The sequence below is a fragment of the Paenibacillus sp. FSL H7-0326 genome (genome assembly GCF_001955535.1).
GTDB lineage: Bacteria > Bacillota > Bacilli > Paenibacillales > Paenibacillaceae > Paenibacillus > Paenibacillus shunpengii.
In genome coordinates this window covers 221616-240707 of record NZ_MPVN01000006.1, presented here as the reverse complement: position 1 = coordinate 240707, position 19092 = coordinate 221616, and the positions used below count along the sequence as shown (strand labels likewise).

Below are 19092 nucleotides of genomic sequence, written 5' to 3'. Positions count from 1 at the left end.
GATTGCTCCGTCTTTCTTTCCCCTCCCATGCGAGAGAAGAACCTATCCGGTATTAGCTACCGTTTCCGGTAGTTATCCCAGTCTTATGGGCAGGTTACCTACGTGTTACTCACCCGTCCGCCGCTAAGTCTCAGAGAAGCAAGCTTCTCTGAGACTCCGCTCGACTTGCATGTATTAGGCACGCCGCCAGCGTTCGTCCTGAGCCAGGATCAAACTCTCCATTAGAGAGCGATTAAGCTCATTTAGAAAAACTGACAAGAACATAATGTTCTCTTTATTTCGCTCGGTTATCATACCGTCTGACGACTTGTACCATAACCTCGCGTTTAGAATTTTGTAGTCACAAAATTCTGCTCACTCGTTGTTCAGTTTTCAAAGATCAACTTCGTCATCCACACTCAATTTCTCTCAGCGGCGACTTTTATAATATATCATAGATGATGTTGTTTCGTCAATAGTTTTTTCAAAAAAGTTTTTCTATGAAACTATCAATTTCTCAACGCTCATCCCCGTCAACGCGACAGGAATTATAGAATACCACATATAAAAAACTAATGCAACACTTTTATATAAAAATTAAGCAGCTCATTATGAGCTGCTTAACCTAGACACTATGTTATCTCTTAAGCCATGGATTTCTACGTGCCTTTTTTAAACCAGATCCTTTGCTGCTTTGATTTCGATTGGACGAAGTACGCTTCCTGGCACTGGATGATACCATCACTTTCTTAGCCTTAGTCTTTCCGATTGTTGTTTTTGCTTTAGTAGAGGTCTTTGCATCCTCTATCTTTGGGAGATCGCTTAAGCTATCTAAGTTGATACCTGCTTGCTGCTCGATAGCATCATTCTCTCCACCCACAAAATTCTGTACAGCTGCTTGTGCTTCAACATTATTGTAGGGGTTATTGTAATAGTCTACATACGGAACTTGAGGTCCGTATTCATTAGGTCTGTAATAGTTCGTGTAGTGCGGCTGATGTCCGTACGCTTGCGGATGCATTGCGGGCTGCTGATTCTGCGCAGTTGCCGCCTTCCAATCCGACTCCGCTTGAGCATAGCTGTATGGCAAGGCTACAGGCTGACCACATCCGCAATCTCCATATTGGTCTCCATGTACAAGCATATAATCTACAATATATCCGCCATGCTCGTATGTGGTATAAGATCCGTCCGTCTGATCATATGCTCCTTGCACTATAGGTGATTGATCACCATAAGGAACTGCACCCTCATGAGGACCATGATGCCCCATTGGAGCAACTGGATGCTGACCATATGGCTGATGGAATCCCGGCCAGTGTCCAGCATGCCCTTTTCCATAATGCTTATCTTCATAAAATGGCATCATCATTCCGTGTGATGGGTAACAAGGATCGCAATAACCGTAGTCTGGTTTTTTAACGGGTGCGGGCAGCGGCATAGGTTTAACCATTTCAGGCTGCTTTACAGGCTTAGGCAAAGGTTTTGGCGGCGGGGCTACTGGCTTGAATTCTTTCTTAGGTGGCATAGGCTTTGTCATCTCAGGCTTTGGAGCGGGAGCAATCGGTTTTGTAATTTCGGCCTTGGGTGGCACGGGTTTCGGTTTAGTCTCTTCTGCCTTGGGAGGCGTTGGTGCAGGTTTAGTTACTTCTGCTTTTGGCTGCTCTGGCTTTGGTTTGGTTAACTCGGCTTTGGGTGCAGTTGACTTTGGCTTCGTTAATTCGGCCTTTGGGGCAACTGGCGCTTCTGGCATCGTTGGAAGTTCAGGAAGCTGAGGATAGTTAGGCAATGCATCGAGCGGAACGATCTCTTCTTTTACACCTGTATACTGCTCGCTTCCCACTGTCGTTTTTGGAGATGTACCCATGTGGGTGGGATTTGTTTGTGTACCCGTTCCCATATCCTTATTAGCGGATACGCCAGCAGGAATGTTCACCTTTTCCCCAACTAATAGCACGTTCGGATTTTTTAACTGCGGGTTGGCAGCAATTAAATCCTGCAGAGGAACCCCCCATGCTTTAGACAATTTCCACAGCGAGTCTCCTTGTACTACGGTATGGGAGTGTATAATCGTATTTCCTGGCGGTGTAGTTACCGGTGCAGATGGAATCTTGACTTTCATCCCGATCGTTAATTCATTGGGATTTGCAATTTGCGGATTTGCACTTATCATCGTTTCTAAAGATACATTATATTTTTGGGACAGCTTATATAAGGTATCTCCTTCTTTGACAATATGGATCTTCACAGGCCCAAAACCTCCTCACGTTTCTTCAGGCATGACATTCGCCCGTTCTTTCGTTACTCTCATCCTATGCAGCATCCGCCCAAATGACATCATTCTTATAAAAAAATCCTCTTCTAAGCAGCAATCCCTTTTAAAAAAAGAGATCACATGCTAAGAAGAGGATCTTATCTGCTCATTTCAGAGCAGCACTACTCTGCAAATACTTTATACCCGTCTTTGTCTACAATTTGGCGGAACTCCTCAAGCAGCTTGAGTGTAATCGGACCCGCGACACCGTCTCCAATCGTTCTGCCATCTACCTCATAAGCAGCAATAACCTCAGCAGCTGTGCCCGTAAAGAACACCTCATCTGCTACATATACATCATGCAATGTGAAGGGTTGTTCCTTGAAGGGCAGACCTATTTTGTCTGCGAGTTCAATAATAGCATTACGAGTAATGCCTTCTAACGCGCCCAAATAGCATGGTGGAGTGATAAGAACCCCATTTTTGACGATAAAAATATTATCTGATGAACCTTCAGTAACGTAACCTTGCGAATTCAGCATAATTGCTTCTCCGACACCCGCGTGATTCGACTGAATTTTGACAAGCACGTTGTTTAAGTAGTTTAATGACTTGATCTTTGGATTAAGTGCATCCGGAATATTGCGGCGCTGCGAAACCGAGATTGTTCTTAAGCCTTTTAGATACGCTTCCTCCGGGTAGATGGACAACTCTTCCACAATGATGACGACACTTGCCTTCTCACACCGGAGCGGGTCAATTCCAAGGTTACCGTAACCCCGTGATACAACAAGACGAATATATCCATTTCTCATTTCGTTACGACGAATGGTTTCAGCCATGGCCTCCCGCATCTCATCATAAGACAAAGGGATATCCAGCATAATGGATTTGGCGGAATCGTAGAGACGATCTAAATGCTCCTTGCATTTAAAAATATTCCCGTTATATATCCGAATCCCCTCAAAAATTCCGTCTCCGTATAGAAAACCATGATCAAAAACAGATACTTTTGCATTTTCCTTCGTAACATACTGACCATCTAAATAAATCCACTGTTCTGCTGTCATAACAAGTTACACCTCCGCATTATTGTCCTGTATATACATAGCAAGGATAAGAACCCAGTACACGAACCTGGCATCCCAGAGCTTCAATCTCTGAAATAGCTGCCGGCAGAAGTACCGAATTCATTGATTCCATGACATCAATATAAAAATAATAGTTACCGAGCTTCTTCTTCGTTGGTCTGGACTCGATTCGAGACAAGTTCAGTCTGCGCCAAGCAAAGGCGGATAATACTTGATGAAGCGCTCCAGGAAAATCTTCCGGAGGGGTGATAAGTATGCTTGTCTTCTGATGATCAGCCTCTCGCCGCAGATTAACTGCATCCGGACCAATTAACACAAACCGAGTGTAGTTGTTATCATGATCCGTGACCCGTTCCGCCATAATATCCAATCCATGCTTCGCCGCAGCCAGTCTCGTAGCAATGGCCGCCCAGCCTTGTCCCGGGTTCTTCTTCACAATCTCTACAGCCTCTGCTGTACTGCCTACACTTTCAAGCTCTGCTTGAGGAGCATACGTGCGGATAAACTGCTGACATTGAGGGATTGCCACGGGATGTGACATGATTTTGCGTATCTTGGTAAAGTCTAGATCTCCCGCTGTATTCAGAAATTCATCTCGATCACCAATTAAATTCTGAATAGAAGGATAAACCCATTCGCACTGCATAGGGATATCCACTTCATGCACAAGCCAATCCATATGTAGACTAACCGATCCATCTATCGTATTTTCCACGGGTATGACGCTATAATCACTTTCTCCACGTTCTGTAGACCGAAATACATCCGATATCAGCTTGAAGTGTTTGCCTTCATAAGGCTCGCCTGCGAGCAAAAAATCGAGCGCTTCATGTGACACTGTGCCCTCAGGTAATAATGCAACTCGTTTCATGCTTTTACTTCCCCTTTTATCATATCCATAAATGTGCCCTGATGCTCGTCAGATACAAGCTGTGCACCCGTCAGATCTGGCTTAATCCACATTGTATCTGCTTCAATGCCTTGGGCTCGCATGGTCTCAATCATATAAGCTTCAAGACCTTGCTTATCCGCCTCTTCTTGATGTACGAAAGCAAGTACCGTCGGACCCGCACCGCTAAGAGCTGCTCCGAGAGCGCCTTTGCTTGGGGCCTCCTCCAGTATTTTGGCCATTCCGGGAACAAGTGCAGCCCGGTAGGGCTGATGGAGCTTATCCTTCATCGCTGCACTTAACAGATCGTAACGACCACTCGCTAAGGCACCAACCAGCATTGAGGTCCGCCCAATATTGAAGACCGCATCCTGAAAAGAAAGCTCGCTCGGCAAAACTTCTCTTGCCTTGGTTGTCGACAGTTCAAACCGCGGTATAACGACAAGCACTTCCAGATGTTCAGGCGGATCAAAGGATAGATGATGTGCGGTACTACCATCCCATGCACAGACAGCAAATCCGCCAAAAAGCGATGCTCCCACATTATCCGGGTGCTTCTCCATTTGTGTAGCCATTGTGAACAGCTCTTCCCGCGTCAAAAGTGACCCGATAAGTTCATTAGCTGCAACCATAGCACCTATAATGGTTGTCGCGCTGCTTCCAAGTCCTCGTGTAAGAGGAATTTCGGAGTACATCGAAATCTCAAGCTCAGGAATATGGATTCCTGCTTGTTTAAATACAGCTTGTGCCACTTTATACACAAGGTTTGTCTTATCCGTAGGAATCCCCTTCAAATGCTCGCCATACAGAGAGATAGAGGTATCATCCGCCCTCTTCATCTCTATATAAGAATATAAGCTGAGCGCCATACCCAATGAATCAAAGCCTGGGCCTAAGTTCGCTGTGCTCGCCGGGATTCTTACTCTTACGCTGTTCTTCATTGTGTTCGGTCCTCCTCAAAAGTGCGGGGGAAGCTCATCCCTCTACCCGGTAAACACTCTTCACTTTACGAATAACACTAAGTGTTTCAAAGTGCTTGAGTACTTTATCCATACTTGCTTTGCTGGCATTATGGGTAACAATAATGATCTCGGCATCCGGATTCTGTTCATTCGGCTGCTGGACCACAGAAGCAAGGCTCACGTCGTACTCCGCAAATATTTGTGTAATTTGAGCAAGCACACCTGCTTTGTCATCGACATGCAGCAGGATGAAGTTTTTATATGAAATATGCTCATCTTGGATCAGATGTTTTTCTTTATAAGGGCTGATGGATTTCAGACCGCTTACTCCAAGCTTCAAATTACGGATCACCGATACCAAGTCAGCTACGACAGAGGTAGCCGTTGGCAGCTCACCTGCACCTGCTCCATAGAACATCGTCTCGCCAACCGCTTCACCGTGAACGAATACTGCATTAAATACGCCGTTAACAGAGGCCAGAGGATGCTGCTGTCTAACCATCGTTGGCTCTACACTGATTGAGATTTGGTCATCTTGTCTCTCTGCAATGCCTAACAGCTTCATTTCATATCCAAGTCTCTTGGCATAGGCAATATCCTCTTTGGTCACACTAGAAATCCCTCTGACAGACACATCTCGAAGTTCAACATTCGTATGGAAGCCAAGCGTACCGAGTATGGCCATCTTACGCGCGGCATCCAAACCTTCTACATCCGAGGTCGGATCGGATTCTGCGTAACCAAGTGCCTGAGCCTCTCTCAGAACTTCATCATACGAAGCTCCCTCCTGACTCATCTTGGTTAATATGAAGTTCGTGGTCCCGTTCACGATTCCCATAATTCGTGTGATTCGATCAGACGAGAAGCTCTCAATCAGCGTACGAATAATCGGAATTCCTCCGGCAACACTCGCTTCATAATAGACGTCACAGCGCTTCTCCTCCGCCTTTGCCAAAATCTCTGCACCATAGAGCGCCATTAAATCCTTGTTTGCCGTCACAATATGCTTGCCCCGCTCCAGCGCTTCTAGAATGTATTCTTTTGTTTTCTCCACTCCACCCATAACTTCAACAATCACGTCGATCTCCGGGTTAAGAATAACCTCCCATGGATCTTCTGTTAATTTATCCGCATCCACGGTAATGTTACGAGCCTTGACCAGATTTTTTACAGCTACTTTTTCAATAACGATAGGAGAGCCGACTTGACTGCTCAGATCCTCCTGGTTCCCCTCCACGATTCGTATTACACCTGTGCCTACAGTTCCTAATCCAAGCAAACCTACCTTAATCGGTTTCATCTTCTCATCCCCTTTATGTACCTAAAGTATCTCCTCTACCCCTGACCAATCAAGCGTGTGCGTTTGACTCCCGGAACCTGCGCGAATTGCTCCATCATCTCACCAAGATCTCCGCTGAGCCGAGAAGTCTCCACTGAAATTACAACATTCGCACGCCCTTGAAGCGGAATGCTCTGATGAATGGTAAGCACGTTGCCTCCATATGATGCCACATGCGATAGAACCTGGGACAGCATTCCTGACTCATGCTCCAGATCAATGGAGATGGTGACGATTCGCTCTCTCTCCAGCTGGTTGACCAGATGAATTCCATCCTTATATTTATAAAATGCACTTCGGCTTAGACCAACACGCTCAGCCGCTTCATGGACAGTCTTCACTTCACCGGAAGCAAGCAGCTGCTTCACCTGCATCGTCTTCACCACAGCTTCTGGCAATATATCTTCACGTACTAAATAGTAGCGTTCTTTCAAAAACGTCCTCTCCTCAAAGACTATTGTATTCATATAGTGGACATTATATCGAATCGTATCGAAAAGGGCAATAGACAAATGGAGTCTCTTGTTGTCCATATTCCAAAAAACCGTGGATATCTAAGGAAGATACCCACGGTAAATTTCGTTTTATTTATTAATAGTAGCTGCTGCTCTCTACAAATTCAAACTCAAAATCGGCAATACGAACGATCGTACCGTCCTTCGCACCACGTTTTCTAAGTTCATCATCAACACCCATATGGCGAAGGGTACGTGCAAGCTTCATAATTGCCTCATGCGAATTCAGCTGCATTCGTTTCATCATGCGCTCGATCTTCGGACTTTCCACAATGAACATCTCATTCTCGCGCACAATTTTGAAGCCTTCCTCTTCTTCTTTATCCAGCTTGTAAACTTTGCGTTCACTTACTTCTGCCACTTCTTCCACATGCAGCTCTTCCGGCATTTGATCCAGCATATCTGCTGCCTTGTAGAGAAGCTCCTTCACACCTTGACGTGTAAGGGAGGAGATTGGCATAATCTCTATTTCGGGATGAGAAGCAGCCAGCTGCTGCTTAAAATTCTCCAGGTTGTCTGCCGATTCCGGCATGTCCATTTTGTTCGCAGCCACAATCTGTGGACGTTCCATCAATTTAGCATTGTACTGACGAAGCTCGTCATTGATTTTGACGAAATCCTCATACGGATCTCTGCCCTCAGATCCAGCCATGTCGATGACATGAATGATAACGCGGGTACGCTCAACGTGTCTCAGGAACTCATGGCCCAGTCCAATACCTTCACTCGCCCCTTCAATCAGCCCAGGCAAATCCGCCATAACAAAGCTGCGGCCTTCCCCTACATCAACAACACCGAGATTCGGCGTAATCGTCGTAAAATGGTATGCCCCAATCTTCGGGTTAGCACCGGATACGACGGACAAAAGCGTAGATTTACCTACACTCGGAAATCCAACCAGCCCTACATCGGCCATGACCTTCATTTCCAGTACAATGTAGCGTTCTTCCCCTTCTTCACCATTCTCGGCAAGCTCAGGTGCTGGATTCTTCGGAGTAGCAAATCGAATATTCCCTCTTCCGCCTCGACCACCTCTTGCAACAACGACCTGTTGGCCATGGCGTGTCAAATCAGCTAGTACCTCGCCCGAATCCTCATCCGTTACTACCGTTCCCGGTGGAATACGAACGATCATATCCTCCGCATTCGCACCGTGCTGACTTTTGTTACGGCCTTTTTCACCGCGTTTTGCTTTGAAATGACGTTGGTAACGGAAATCCATCAGTGTTCTCAGACCTTCGTCTACACGAAAAATAACACTTCCGCCCTTGCCGCCGTCTCCACCAGCAGGACCGCCTTCAGGTACATATTTCTCACGACGAAACGATACGAGTCCATCTCCGCCGTCTCCACCTTTAACATAAATCTTCGCTTTATCTACAAACATGATTATCCCTTCCTTATATCCCACAAGTCACACGAAATTGAATGAGCGCATCCCCTGTCGCAGGCGGCTCTGCTATCACCTTGGTTCCTTGCTTCATCGTGTACAAATTACTCCATGCTTCTGATTCAGATGCTATTCTCTCTCCCTCGAAACGTACAATAACATCCCCTTGATCCTGACCAAACCGAATTAACAGGTGACGAATTTCTCCCCAAGACGATCGGTTGCTGAACTGATAAGCCCTGACTGTATCCGCAATCGTCCCTGTCAGCATCTCACCGTCCTCGGGAGAAATCAAGGTGTCCAGCCGCAATCCGTCCTCCACTTCAACACTTAGAACAACAGGACTGCCGCTTATTCGATACGACTGCAAATAAAAAATGAGAGACGGCACGCCCAGCTTGGAAATCTTACTCTCTTCCGTCATTCTCTCCTTTATTCTTTCCACCGTTTGTATTGATTTATCATTCTTTCCTAGACGAATATATCCATACAACACCTGGAGGTCATTCATCCAATCATGTCTGTGATGATTTAACACGGATATCGCTGTATCTTCCATTCTCTGCTGCGTTTGGTGCCGCTGCTCCTCAAGCTGCTTGTCCACAGTCTTAAAGAGATAAAAAAGAACAGCTCCTAACCAAAAGGCAAGCAAAATACAAGAGATCAGAGTCTTAGAGATGATCACCAAAACTAACGGAAATATGACCGAACAAGATACCGCTAAGGGCACTTTTTTCCAGTAATTCATGACTTCTCCCCGTTCATCAATGTTAACCCCATTATAATATAAAGGTCATAAAGGCAGTATATCACAGACGAAGTTACCAAACAGTACCAAAAAACAAAAACATCTTCACTCATTTGAAAACGAACCAGGGTAGAGCGATGGCCTGAATAAAAAAAGCCTCCGGCAAACATGCCGAAGGCTCCTTAGGCGAAATGCCTATTACGCTTCTACTGCAGCTGCTACAGGAGCAACTTCAATAGGGTAGACGCTCACTTTTTTACGATCGCGGCCCCAACGTTCAAATTTCACAACGCCGTCTACTTTCGCAAACAAAGTATCGTCTTTACCGATTCCTACGTTCGTTCCTGGGTGGATTTTAGTACCACGTTGACGAACGAGGATGCTTCCGCCAGAAACTGCCTGACCGTCTGCACGCTTAACGCCAAGACGTTTGGACTGGGAATCACGACCGTTCTTTGTGGAACCCACACCTTTTTTGGATGCGAACAACTGAAGATCCAATTTTAACATTGTAGTCTACCTCCTTCTTTAGTTATTATGCTGCTTTATCTGAATATACTTTCCGTACGAATCGACGATCGATTTCAGCATCACCACAAGTGATTCAAGCAGCAACTGAATCTGGGAACGAATATCGTCTGACAACTTAGCTCCTTCTGGAACATATGCGCTCAGAAAGCCATGCTCCATCTCGGCATCGAGCTCAACACCTGTAAGTGTCTCAATCGAATTAACCGTACCAACCGTCACTGCGGAAACTCCCGCACATACAATATCTTCACCAGCTTTAGCATAATTCGCATGACCTTTCACGGAAAAGCCGCGAATGCTGCCGTCACTCAAACGAAAGATGTGGACAGTTATCACTGTTTACACCCACTTACGCTTGGATTTTGCCGATAGTTACTTTAGTGTAAGGTTGACGATGACCTTGTTTCACATGGTAGTTCTTCTTAGGCTTGTATTTGTATACAACAACCTTTTGGCCTTTGCCATGCTTCTCAACAGTCGCTGTTACAGTTGCGCCGGAAACAACCGGTGTACCTGCAGTCAAACCGTTGTCGTTAGAAACAGCCAACACGCGGTCAAACGTTACTGTTTCACCGTCTGCAGCGTTCAATTTCTCGATGAAAAGAACATCGCCTTCTTGAACTTTGTACTGTTTACCACCAGTTTCAATAATTGCGTACATTTGCTTGCACCTCCTCATGTCTCAGACTCGCCTAATCCAGGTGATCCTGCCTCAAAAAAACAGAATGCTTCAGAACCCGATCGGAGCGGTTACAGCATGTGCAGCAACTTAATACTAGACACATACCTGAAGATTATATCATGAGTCTATTCTGAAATCAATCATTTTGCAATAATCACTCCAGCAACAGGCTGCTCTCTTCCCTTACCTTCTTGCGGGTCAGCTCCAGCAGACCAAGCCTTGTCCATCCTACCACGTGAGATTTGGTGCGATCCTTCTGCAGCTCTCGCTCCAGTGTAAGCATAACCTCATCCCGATGACGATCAAACTCCATATCAATAAAATCAATAATGATAATTCCTCCGATATCTCGAAGTCTGATCAGTCTGGCGATTTCAATCGCTGCTTGAATATTCGTTTTCGTTACCGTTTCTTCCAGGTTTCGACCACCTATATACTTACCCGTGTTGACATCGATGACGGTCAGAGCTTCGGTATGATCAATGACGACATAACCGCCACCTTCAAGCCACACTTTTCTCTTGAAGTCTCTTACCAGCTGCTCCTGAACTCCATACGCTTCAAAAACAGGCTTATCCCCGCGATAAATATGAAAATGAGGCACTCCATTAAAAGCAACATCCTGATAGAACTGCTTGGCTTCTCTGGCCTGATGCTCGTTATCAATTACAAATTCATCACTATGAGCCGTATAACTGTCCCGAATGAATCTTTGCAGAATGCTGAGATCCTGATGCAGCAGCCGCGGAGCATTGTTCATGCTGGCTTTTTGTTCAATCCTCTGCCATACCTTGCGCAGCTGAATGACATCACCTTCAATGGCTTCCAAACTTTCATGCTCAGAAACCGTTCTTATTATCATCCCCTCTTCATCCCGTTTACAACGTTCAGCAATACTTTTGAGACGAGATCGCTCACCTTCTTTTGCAATTTTCTTGGATACCGCTATATATCCTGCCGTAGGCATATAAACGATCCAGCGCCCGGGCAATGCATAGTGTGTTGTTACTCTTGCCCCTTTTCCGCCCACAGGCTCCTTGAACACCTGAACGATAATATCCTGACCCACGTAAAGTAGCTCTGTAATGGCTGGCTTGATCTTAGGCTGCTTGTCCAGGTTGGGATGCAGTACATCATCGATATATAAAAAGGCATTTTTCTTTTGCCCGATATCAACAAACGCAGCCTGCATACCTGGAAGCACATTGACTACACGTCCCTTAAAAAAGGAACCGAGCAGTCCCCTTTCACCCGCCCGTTCCGCTGCATATTCAACTACTTTACCTTCCTCCAGAAGAGCCATTCGAATCAGATTTGGTTCACAGTTCACAATCGTTTGCTTCATGGCTTCACCTCTAGAGTACTCTTTTAGAGAGAAGATAGTGGCATTCGTTTGCGCTCTCCTATTTTGTAAATTACGTTCTTTTATCAAAATACGACTTGATTATGCGCTGCTCTGGCAGAACGCCAACAATATTCCCATGCTTGTCCATCACGTATATCATATGATATTTCTCTCTCTTAAATAAACGCAAGATATTGTCCAAAGGTTTCGCTGGCATCGAAATTATTGGCTGAGCCAAGCTCCCGGAAGAGGCATGGGCCGAAAAAAGAATATCCCTGTTCATCAAAAAGCGCACGAATCGATAAGGGATATTCCGAAAATCCACGATGTTGGAATATAGGAGAAAAGAGCCCATCATAGCTGCGTTGAGATCAACCATTTCCTGTCCCCGTATTAGCGGCAAACATGCATAGGTCAGCATCATTGCACTGAAAATGATACTTATTTTATAAGTAACGAGAAGTGTCCTGTGATAAGGAAGAAAGATACTCAGCAAGGCTTGTATGATCTTCCCGCCATCCAATGGCAGAATCGGCAGCAAGTTAAATAAAGCAATGATTATGTTAGAGGAGATAAAATAACGCAAAAACTGTCCATCCCACATACCTGTGGCGTTCATGGCATAAGCTGCCGCAATCATCATTACATTTTGGAGGGGGCCCGCAAGTGATATCAGGATTTCTTTTCTGGCCGTCAAATCTCCCCGATCCTCAATCGTTGCAACTCCCCCAAAAGGAAGCATTTGAATGGAGGTAACCCGAATCCCTAGTAATAAAGCGCAGCTTGCATGACCGAGCTCATGAATAAATACGATGGCGAATAACGTTAACAGCTCAATAAATCGACCTGTTACTACAGAGAGCATCATGACAAGAACAAATACCGGATGCAGGGATAGCCGGATCCCCATTACATTAATCAAAAGCAATCACTTCCGCTGGATCAATATAGGTGTCCCCATCCTTTACTGCAAAGTACAAAGTCTGATCATGCTCTAATGTGCCTGCTGGGATCTGACCGATCTTCCCGCCTTCTTCAACCCAGGAGCCTGTCTCCAGCTTGGTTTCTGCAAGACGTCCGTAGATGCCTGTAAGCCCGCCCGTATGCTGAACAACTACCGTCGTACCTGTCTCAGGGTTGTTAATGACCTGGATAACTCGTCCTGCATCAATACTGTCAACTTGAAAAACGCCTCCACCCTCAGAATTGGGTACAATCTCCACCCCTTCCATCGTTATAGCAAAGGGCTGAGCGATTGTACCTGCAATGGGAGGAGACAATTTGCGGGAAGCTGTCACTTTCAGTGGAGAAGCGCCATCATTTTGAAAGATCGGCAAAAAGGAAGGCGTGCTGCCAAAATGGTCTGTGTACCAGGCTGCCGCTGCTTGAAAATCCATTTCCTGATGCAGGCTGTCTGCCACAAAAAACTTGGCTCTTTCCAAAAAAGGAGCATCCCACTGAAACGCGCCCCAGATCGCACCAAATAATATGCCGCTGATTACAATCCGCTTAAGCAGTCCGTTTAGAAAACGCGGCTGAGGATCAGAGCCATCGAAATAAGTGTTGTCATCCTCTGCCCATCTTCTGCGATCCTTCTTCCACAACAGCTCAGGATCTCGCTCAGCTGTATTTATATCTGCTTCATCAACCGATTGAAAAAAGGGAGGATGCTGTTCTGCCTGCGGCACCCTTCTCCTGTCTATAGGCCGTACATGTTCTATGGTCTTTAAGCTCTGTTTCTCGTGGGTAGCTTCGACATCAAGAAGCTGTCTGATCCGTTCCTGTCTCCGCTGTTTAATATTGGCTTTAATGTTCATCCCTTTTGTCCTCCTTGTGAGGATTCACTCTAACTGTTACATCTTATGAATAGGGACGAGCAATTATGAACAAGCCTTCGAGCGTATATACAAAAAAAGCACCATGAGCTCTAAAGCCCAGGTGCTGTTGTCGTTGTGGTTTCGTTATTTTGCAGATCGTATTTATCCTGATGCAGCTTAATGCTCATGACAATTCCGATACTGAGCATATTGATGAGAAGGGATGTCCCGCCGTAGCTAATAAAGGGCAGTGTGATGCCTGTAATCGGCATTAGGCCTACCATCATACCTACATTTTCATATACCTGAAAAATAAACATCGTGGCAATCCCAATAATAATATAGGCTCCTCGTTTATCATAACAAGCTGCTGCGATGCGGACCAAACGATAGATCAGCGCAAAATACATGAGCAGAACAAACGCACTTCCCAAAAATCCAAACTCTTCACCAATGACCACAAATATGGAGTCCGAATAGGGATACGGGATAAAATGATTGTTCTTGAGTTCACCCTGTTTAAAGCCATCCCCCGCCAGTCCGCCGGTGCCAATCGCAATGATGGCATAGCTGGATTGATGTCTATCATCACTCGAAGCTTCTCCCGGATTGAGAAAGGTATTGATACGCTGATACCAGTGCAAGCGATTCTGTTCCTCAAGCGTTGCTCTGATCTGATCATTAAAGGTATTAAACAAGGTGACAAATAGGATCAGTGCGGCAAGCACTGTCGTAATGCCAATCAACACATGCTTATACCTCGTTCCCGCAATCCACAGCATCCCGACAAATACAACCAAATAAATGATGGCATTTCCCAAATCCGGCTGAATCAGCACGAGCACAAAAGGAACGAGGACAATGAGAGCGGCTGGAATAATATCCGTCCTGAATCTCAGCGGCTCTCCACCACGCTTGCCGAGCATGTATGCACAGACGAGAATAAGCACCAGCTTGACCAATTCGGCGGGCTGGAACAGTAATCCTCCCGGCAGCTTGAACCAGCTCTTCGCACCATTCACTTCGGCTCCAATAAAGAACAGGAGAATGATCATAATCAAGCCTATACCGTATATAACGAAGCTATACTTTAGCAGTGCCCGATAATCGACCAACGCGATACCCAGCACAATAATGAAGCCTAGGATGTAAAAGAGCGCTGTCCTAATATCATAACCCTCAAATTCGGGTGTTGGAATAATGGCACTATGTACAACCATCGTACTTACCAGCATAAATAAAACGAGAACTGCCATTAGCGGCCAGTCCAGCTCTTTCCATTTGCGAAGCAAATTGCATCAACCCATTCCGAAAAACTTCTTAAACCGTGTAAAGACACCTTTCTTTTGATCAAGCAGCATAAGCGGCACCGTATCGCCAAGAATACGTCTTGCGATATTACGATAGGCCATGGCAGCTTGCGAGTTCGGATTCATCACGGTAGGTTCACCAGAATTGGCTGCTTTGATAACAAGCTCATCATCGGGAACAATCCCAATAAGATCGATATTCAGCACTTGTAAAATACTATCGATATCCAGCATATCGCCGGTTTTGACCATATTATTCCGAATCCGGTTAACGACCAGCTTTGGAGATCCGACATGCGAGCTTTCGAGCAGCCCGATTACACGGTCCGCATCACGAACTGCAGCATTCTCTGGTGTAGTTACAACAATGGCCTGATCGGCACCAGCAATGGCGTTCTTAAACCCTTGCTCAATACCGGCAGGACAGTCGATAATAACATACTCAAAATCTTTTTTGAGCTCCAGCACAATATCCTTTACCTGATCAGGTGTAACCGAGTTTTTATCTTTTGTCTGCGCGGCTGGCAGCATATATAATTCATCAAAGCGCTTGTCTTTGACCAAAGCTTGGTTCAATCGGCATCTGCCTTCTGCTACATCCACCAGATCGTAGATGATTCGATTCTCGAGTCCCATAACGACATCCAGATTTCGAAGGCCAATGTCTGTATCAACCAGACATACTTTTTTACCAAGCAGCGCAAGTGCAGTGCCAATGTTGGCAGATGTGGTTGTTTTGCCGACACCGCCTTTTCCTGAAGTGACAACAATCGCCTCTCCCATGTATGCTACACCCCTTTAAACACGTTAAAATCACGGTGCAACCGAACGATATTGCTCGTTTTGTCGATCTGCATGTGTCCGTTCTGCAAGTAAGCAAACTCCATCCCTGCTTCTCTTTGCTCCCATTCATCCGGAGGACGGCTGATAACTTCCGCGATTCGAAGCTGCGTCGGCGCAAAATAAGATGCACATATAATAGCATCCTCATTGCCCTTGTTTCCCGCATGTGCCATTCCGCGAAGTGCACCCATAATATAAATATTACCCGTGCAGCTGACACTTCCACCAGGATTGACATCACCAAGCAGCAGCAGGTTTCCTTCATGTTGAAGCACTTGACCGGAACGCACAATACCGGTAATGGTGGTCAGAGCCGAAGCCTTGTTCTCATCGGTTTCAGCATCCGGGGATTCAATGGAACGTATGAGCAAATTGCCTTTTTGCTTCAAAATATGAAGAATTTCTTCTTTCTGCTCTTCGGTCACAATTCGAGATCCAAGCTTTACGTCGACATGAATAATGGGACCGGACAATATATTTTGATGGCTATGTTCAAGCTTAAAGCGAAGCTCGCTCAGCAGTTCCTCCAAATCACACTCGTCATCCATCAGGAATACCAGGCCGTCTTTGATGCCTTTGATCGTCACATGATTCGATTTTACTGTCATAAGCCTGTCCCTCCCATCTCAAACATTCGTGCCGAAGCGCAGCAGTTCCTTCTTTTTGCCTGAAAAGCGTTAGATATTATTACACTTTATCCTTCTTCGTTACTCTACGCCGTGTTAGTCGATCAAGCTGTTTTCGTAGCGGAACATAAATAATTAATGCAAATATAAAATGAATAAACACGGTTGGAATCATATACTCCAGCAGTGCCCAATTGTAAGATTCCTGATTAAGCCGGAATAACTTATAGGTGAAAAAGAGAATAGAATCGAACAGCAGACTCCCCAGAATCACCATCATCATCATGACCGGCATCGTCGCTCTTGGGGATTTGAAGAACAAGCCGATCAGATAGGCTGTCAGCCCCATCGCAAAAGAATACGGACCAATCATATGGCCGTAGTAGACCACATCATGAAGCAGACCAAATATAATACCCAGTACGAGAGCCGAATGACGATGATAGTATACCGTAACAAACAGAATGGCGATAAACACGAAGTTGTGTCCAATTCGAGGAAGCCAGCTGTCCGGGATAATCCAAGGCACGACAGTCCCTTCAATAATAAAGAGCACAAACAACAGAATGATCAGCAACTGCTTCCGCCCGGCCACTATGGAGTTACCTCCGGTGGAATGACAACGAAGACTTCTTTCCAGTCCGTAAAGTTCGCTGCCGGCTCAATATAGGCGACTTGTGCAAGCCCGAATTCACTTTCCTTAATCTCTTTGACTGTCCCTATAATCATATATTTCGGAAATCCTTCGATAATTCCTGAGGACATGACGACATCATTTTTGGCAATCTTGGAATTTTCGCTGATTTTCGTCATTTCCAGATAACCTGTTTGCGGGTTATACTTCTCGATCATACCGAAAGTATCATTTTCTTTACCTACAACGGTAGCTGCAATAGCATTAGCGTCGCTTGAGCTTGGATCCAGCGCTGTTAGCAGTGTGACCGTAGAAGTAAAGTTGCTGACATGGCTGATGGTTCCTGCCAGCCCGTCCAGCGTCGTTACGGCCATCCCGACCTTCAGCCCCGCATTCTCTCCAATATCAATATTCAGAACTCTGTTGTTCGGATCCGAGTTCACACTGATGACTTGGGCTGTCCGCAGCTTGTAATTATGTCTGTTCTTTTGCTCCTCAGTGAAATCAAGATTCTCCTGCAGACGCTGATTCGTTTCTGCCAAATTACCGTATCTCACCGCTTCTTGCTTATACTGTGCAACTGAGGTTTTCAGAATCTCATTCTCTTCCTGCAGCGATTTAAGATTAGCTATATCCTCGAAGAACCCAGCAATATAGGAAGTCGGTTTGTAGAATACCTGCTGTACAAAACCGACCATATCTTTTGTAAACTTCTCGGGCAGTGATAAGCCTGCTCTTGATCCTACTGTAAAACCCATAAGTGCGATAAAAATGATAATACCAACGAGTAAAATAAACAATCGCTTGTTGCCTAACCATTTAAACAGTTACAACACCCTCTAACATCCTTATTTCGTTATGATGCTAAGCCGATTATTAGCTTCACTTAAAAAGGGAAAGCAAGTGCGTAGTGGTCCTATAGCTGTGCGAACCTTAAACTACTGACTTACTATCCCATAGGTAGCAACATCATAAAAATCTGGGCATAACCGCATCTCCATATGCAGCTATGCCTTATCGCTTTGCGGCCAGCACGGGTGGATGCAGCCTGCTTAGCTGTGACTTTCAATGTTTCGTATTTTAGCGTTTAGATCTGATTGCAGCACTGCTTCTAGATTTGAACAAATGAATGTTGTCCAGCGCTTTGCCTGTACCAATGGCTACACAATCCAGCGGATTCTCAGCAACGATGACCGGCATTCCTGTTTCGCCTGCAAGCAGCTTGTCCAGGTTACGAAGAAGAGCTCCTCCTCCTGTCAGCACAATACCACGGTCCATAATATCCGCAGCCAGCTCAGGCGGGCATTTCTCAAGGGTTACTTTAACAGCTTCAACAATAGAGCCCACTGTATCGGCAAGTGCTTCACTAATTTCATCTGAAGTAATTGTGATGGTCTTCGGCAATCCAGTAACAAGGTCACGTCCACGAATTTCCATCGTTTCTACAGATTCCAGAGGAAGTGCAGATCCAATTTCCATTTTGAGCTGTTCCGCTGTTCTTTCACCGATCATCAGATTGTATTGACGTTTGATGTACTGGATGATGGACTCGTCCATCTCGTCACCGGCAACACGCACCGAACGGCTTGTCACGATGCCTCCAAGGGAGATCACTGCAACTTCTGTTGTACCGCCGCCGATATCAACGACCATACTGCCTGTCGGCTCCCATACAGGAAGATCTGCACCAATCGCAGCAGCAAACGGCTCCTCGATGGTGTATGCCTCTCTAGCTCCCGCCTGCTTCGTAGCATCCTCTACGGCACGCTGTTCTACCGCCGTAATGCCGGAAGGAACACATACCATCACGTTCGGATGACGCTGGAAGAAGGAACGCTGCTTCTGAGCTTGGCGAATAAAATATTTAATCATCGTTGCCGTAGTATCGAAATCCGCAATAACTCCATCCTTCATCGGTCTAATGGCACGGATGTTGCCAGGAGTACGTCCGATCATTTTTTTGGCTGACTCACCGACAGCTTCGATAACCTGTGTATCTGTACGTAATGCAACAACGGATGGTTCTCTGACCACAATGCCTTTTCCCCGTACGTAAACGAGCGTATTCGCCGTTCCCAAGTCAATCCCCAAATCTTTTGTAAAGCCACCTAACATGCTATTTTCTCCCTTTCTTTAC

20 protein-coding genes, 1 rRNA gene and 1 other annotated feature are annotated in these 19092 nt (G+C 45.6%); all 21 genes read right to left on the bottom strand.

Features of this window, described 5'->3' with window-relative positions:
- A 16S ribosomal RNA gene (locus BK126_RS24720) occupies window positions 1-225 on the bottom strand; the annotation flags it as partial.
- A gap of 391 nt (window positions 226-616) precedes the next feature.
- Window positions 617-2227: a LysM peptidoglycan-binding domain-containing protein gene (locus tag BK126_RS30155; RefSeq protein WP_076315155.1), complete on the bottom strand. Its 1611-nt coding sequence runs from the start codon at window positions 2225-2227 to the stop codon at window positions 617-619.
- Window positions 2228-2415: 188 nt separating this feature from the next.
- Complete coding sequence (ilvE, locus tag BK126_RS24710; RefSeq protein WP_076315154.1) at window positions 2416-3303, bottom strand: branched-chain-amino-acid transaminase; 888 nt, start codon at window positions 3301-3303, stop codon at window positions 2416-2418.
- Window positions 3304-3322: 19 nt separating this feature from the next.
- Complete coding sequence (gene pheA / locus BK126_RS24705) at window positions 3323-4195, bottom strand: prephenate dehydratase (protein WP_076315153.1); 873 nt, start codon at window positions 4193-4195, stop codon at window positions 3323-3325.
- Window positions 4192-5154, bottom strand: coding sequence for a homoserine kinase (thrB, locus tag BK126_RS24700; RefSeq protein WP_076315152.1), 963 nt, complete (start codon window positions 5152-5154; stop codon window positions 4192-4194). Before thrB ends, pheA begins: the two co-directional genes overlap by 4 nt.
- A 34-nt stretch (window positions 5155-5188) precedes the next feature.
- Window positions 5189-6475 carry a homoserine dehydrogenase gene (locus BK126_RS24695; protein WP_076315151.1) on the bottom strand — a complete coding sequence of 429 codons (1287 nt, stop codon included), beginning with the start codon at window positions 6473-6475 and terminating at the stop codon, window positions 5189-5191.
- Window positions 6476-6510: 35 nt separating this feature from the next.
- Window positions 6511-6948: an ACT domain-containing protein gene (locus tag BK126_RS24690; RefSeq protein ID WP_076315150.1), complete on the bottom strand. Its 438-nt coding sequence runs from the start codon at window positions 6946-6948 to the stop codon at window positions 6511-6513.
- Between the two features lie 157 nt (window positions 6949-7105).
- Complete coding sequence (obgE, locus tag BK126_RS24685) at window positions 7106-8416, bottom strand: GTPase ObgE (protein WP_076315149.1); 1311 nt, start codon at window positions 8414-8416, stop codon at window positions 7106-7108.
- Between the two features lie 13 nt (window positions 8417-8429).
- Window positions 8430-9167 (bottom strand): Spo0B domain-containing protein, encoded by a 738-nt coding sequence (locus BK126_RS24680; protein ID WP_076315148.1) that lies wholly within the window; start codon window positions 9165-9167, stop codon window positions 8430-8432.
- Between the two features lie 198 nt (window positions 9168-9365).
- Window positions 9366-9677, bottom strand: a complete 312-nt coding sequence (gene rpmA / locus BK126_RS24675; protein WP_047914282.1) for a 50S ribosomal protein L27 — start codon at window positions 9675-9677, stop codon at window positions 9366-9368.
- Between the two features lie 18 nt (window positions 9678-9695).
- Entirely contained in the window at window positions 9696-10034 is a 339-nt protein-coding gene (locus BK126_RS24670) for a ribosomal-processing cysteine protease Prp (protein ID WP_076315147.1), read from the bottom strand.
- Between the two features lie 13 nt (window positions 10035-10047).
- Window positions 10048-10359, bottom strand: coding sequence for a 50S ribosomal protein L21 (gene rplU, locus BK126_RS24665; RefSeq protein WP_076315146.1), 312 nt, complete (start codon window positions 10357-10359; stop codon window positions 10048-10050).
- A gap of 13 nt (window positions 10360-10372) precedes the next feature.
- Window positions 10373-10460, bottom strand: a sequence feature (ribosomal protein L21 leader region).
- Window positions 10461-10534: 74 nt separating this feature from the next.
- Window positions 10535-11725, bottom strand: a complete 1191-nt coding sequence (locus BK126_RS24660) for an Rne/Rng family ribonuclease (RefSeq protein ID WP_076315145.1) — start codon at window positions 11723-11725, stop codon at window positions 10535-10537.
- A gap of 70 nt (window positions 11726-11795) precedes the next feature.
- Window positions 11796-12647, bottom strand: a complete 852-nt coding sequence (locus BK126_RS24655) for a M50 family metallopeptidase (protein ID WP_076315144.1) — start codon at window positions 12645-12647, stop codon at window positions 11796-11798.
- Entirely contained in the window at window positions 12640-13542 is a 903-nt protein-coding gene (locus BK126_RS24650) for a M23 family metallopeptidase (protein ID WP_076315143.1), read from the bottom strand. The genes BK126_RS24655 and BK126_RS24650 overlap by 8 nt, the downstream gene beginning before the upstream one ends.
- Before the next feature lie 110 nt (window positions 13543-13652).
- Window positions 13653-14834: an FtsW/RodA/SpoVE family cell cycle protein gene (locus BK126_RS24645; protein ID WP_076315142.1), complete on the bottom strand. Its 1182-nt coding sequence runs from the start codon at window positions 14832-14834 to the stop codon at window positions 13653-13655.
- A gap of 6 nt (window positions 14835-14840) precedes the next feature.
- Window positions 14841-15635 carry a septum site-determining protein MinD gene (minD, locus tag BK126_RS24640; protein WP_047914289.1) on the bottom strand — a complete coding sequence of 265 codons (795 nt, stop codon included), beginning with the start codon at window positions 15633-15635 and terminating at the stop codon, window positions 14841-14843.
- Window positions 15636-15640: 5 nt separating this feature from the next.
- Window positions 15641-16303, bottom strand: coding sequence for a septum site-determining protein MinC (minC, locus tag BK126_RS24635; protein ID WP_076315141.1), 663 nt, complete (start codon window positions 16301-16303; stop codon window positions 15641-15643).
- Between the two features lie 79 nt (window positions 16304-16382).
- Window positions 16383-16916 carry a rod shape-determining protein MreD gene (gene mreD, locus BK126_RS24630; protein WP_047914291.1) on the bottom strand — a complete coding sequence of 178 codons (534 nt, stop codon included), beginning with the start codon at window positions 16914-16916 and terminating at the stop codon, window positions 16383-16385.
- Window positions 16916-17755: a rod shape-determining protein MreC gene (mreC, locus tag BK126_RS24625; RefSeq protein WP_083656174.1), complete on the bottom strand. Its 840-nt coding sequence runs from the start codon at window positions 17753-17755 to the stop codon at window positions 16916-16918. The genes mreD and mreC overlap by 1 nt, the downstream gene beginning before the upstream one ends.
- Before the next feature lie 280 nt (window positions 17756-18035).
- Complete coding sequence (locus tag BK126_RS24620) at window positions 18036-19070, bottom strand: rod shape-determining protein (protein WP_047914293.1); 1035 nt, start codon at window positions 19068-19070, stop codon at window positions 18036-18038.
- Window positions 19071-19092 lie beyond the last annotated feature (22 nt).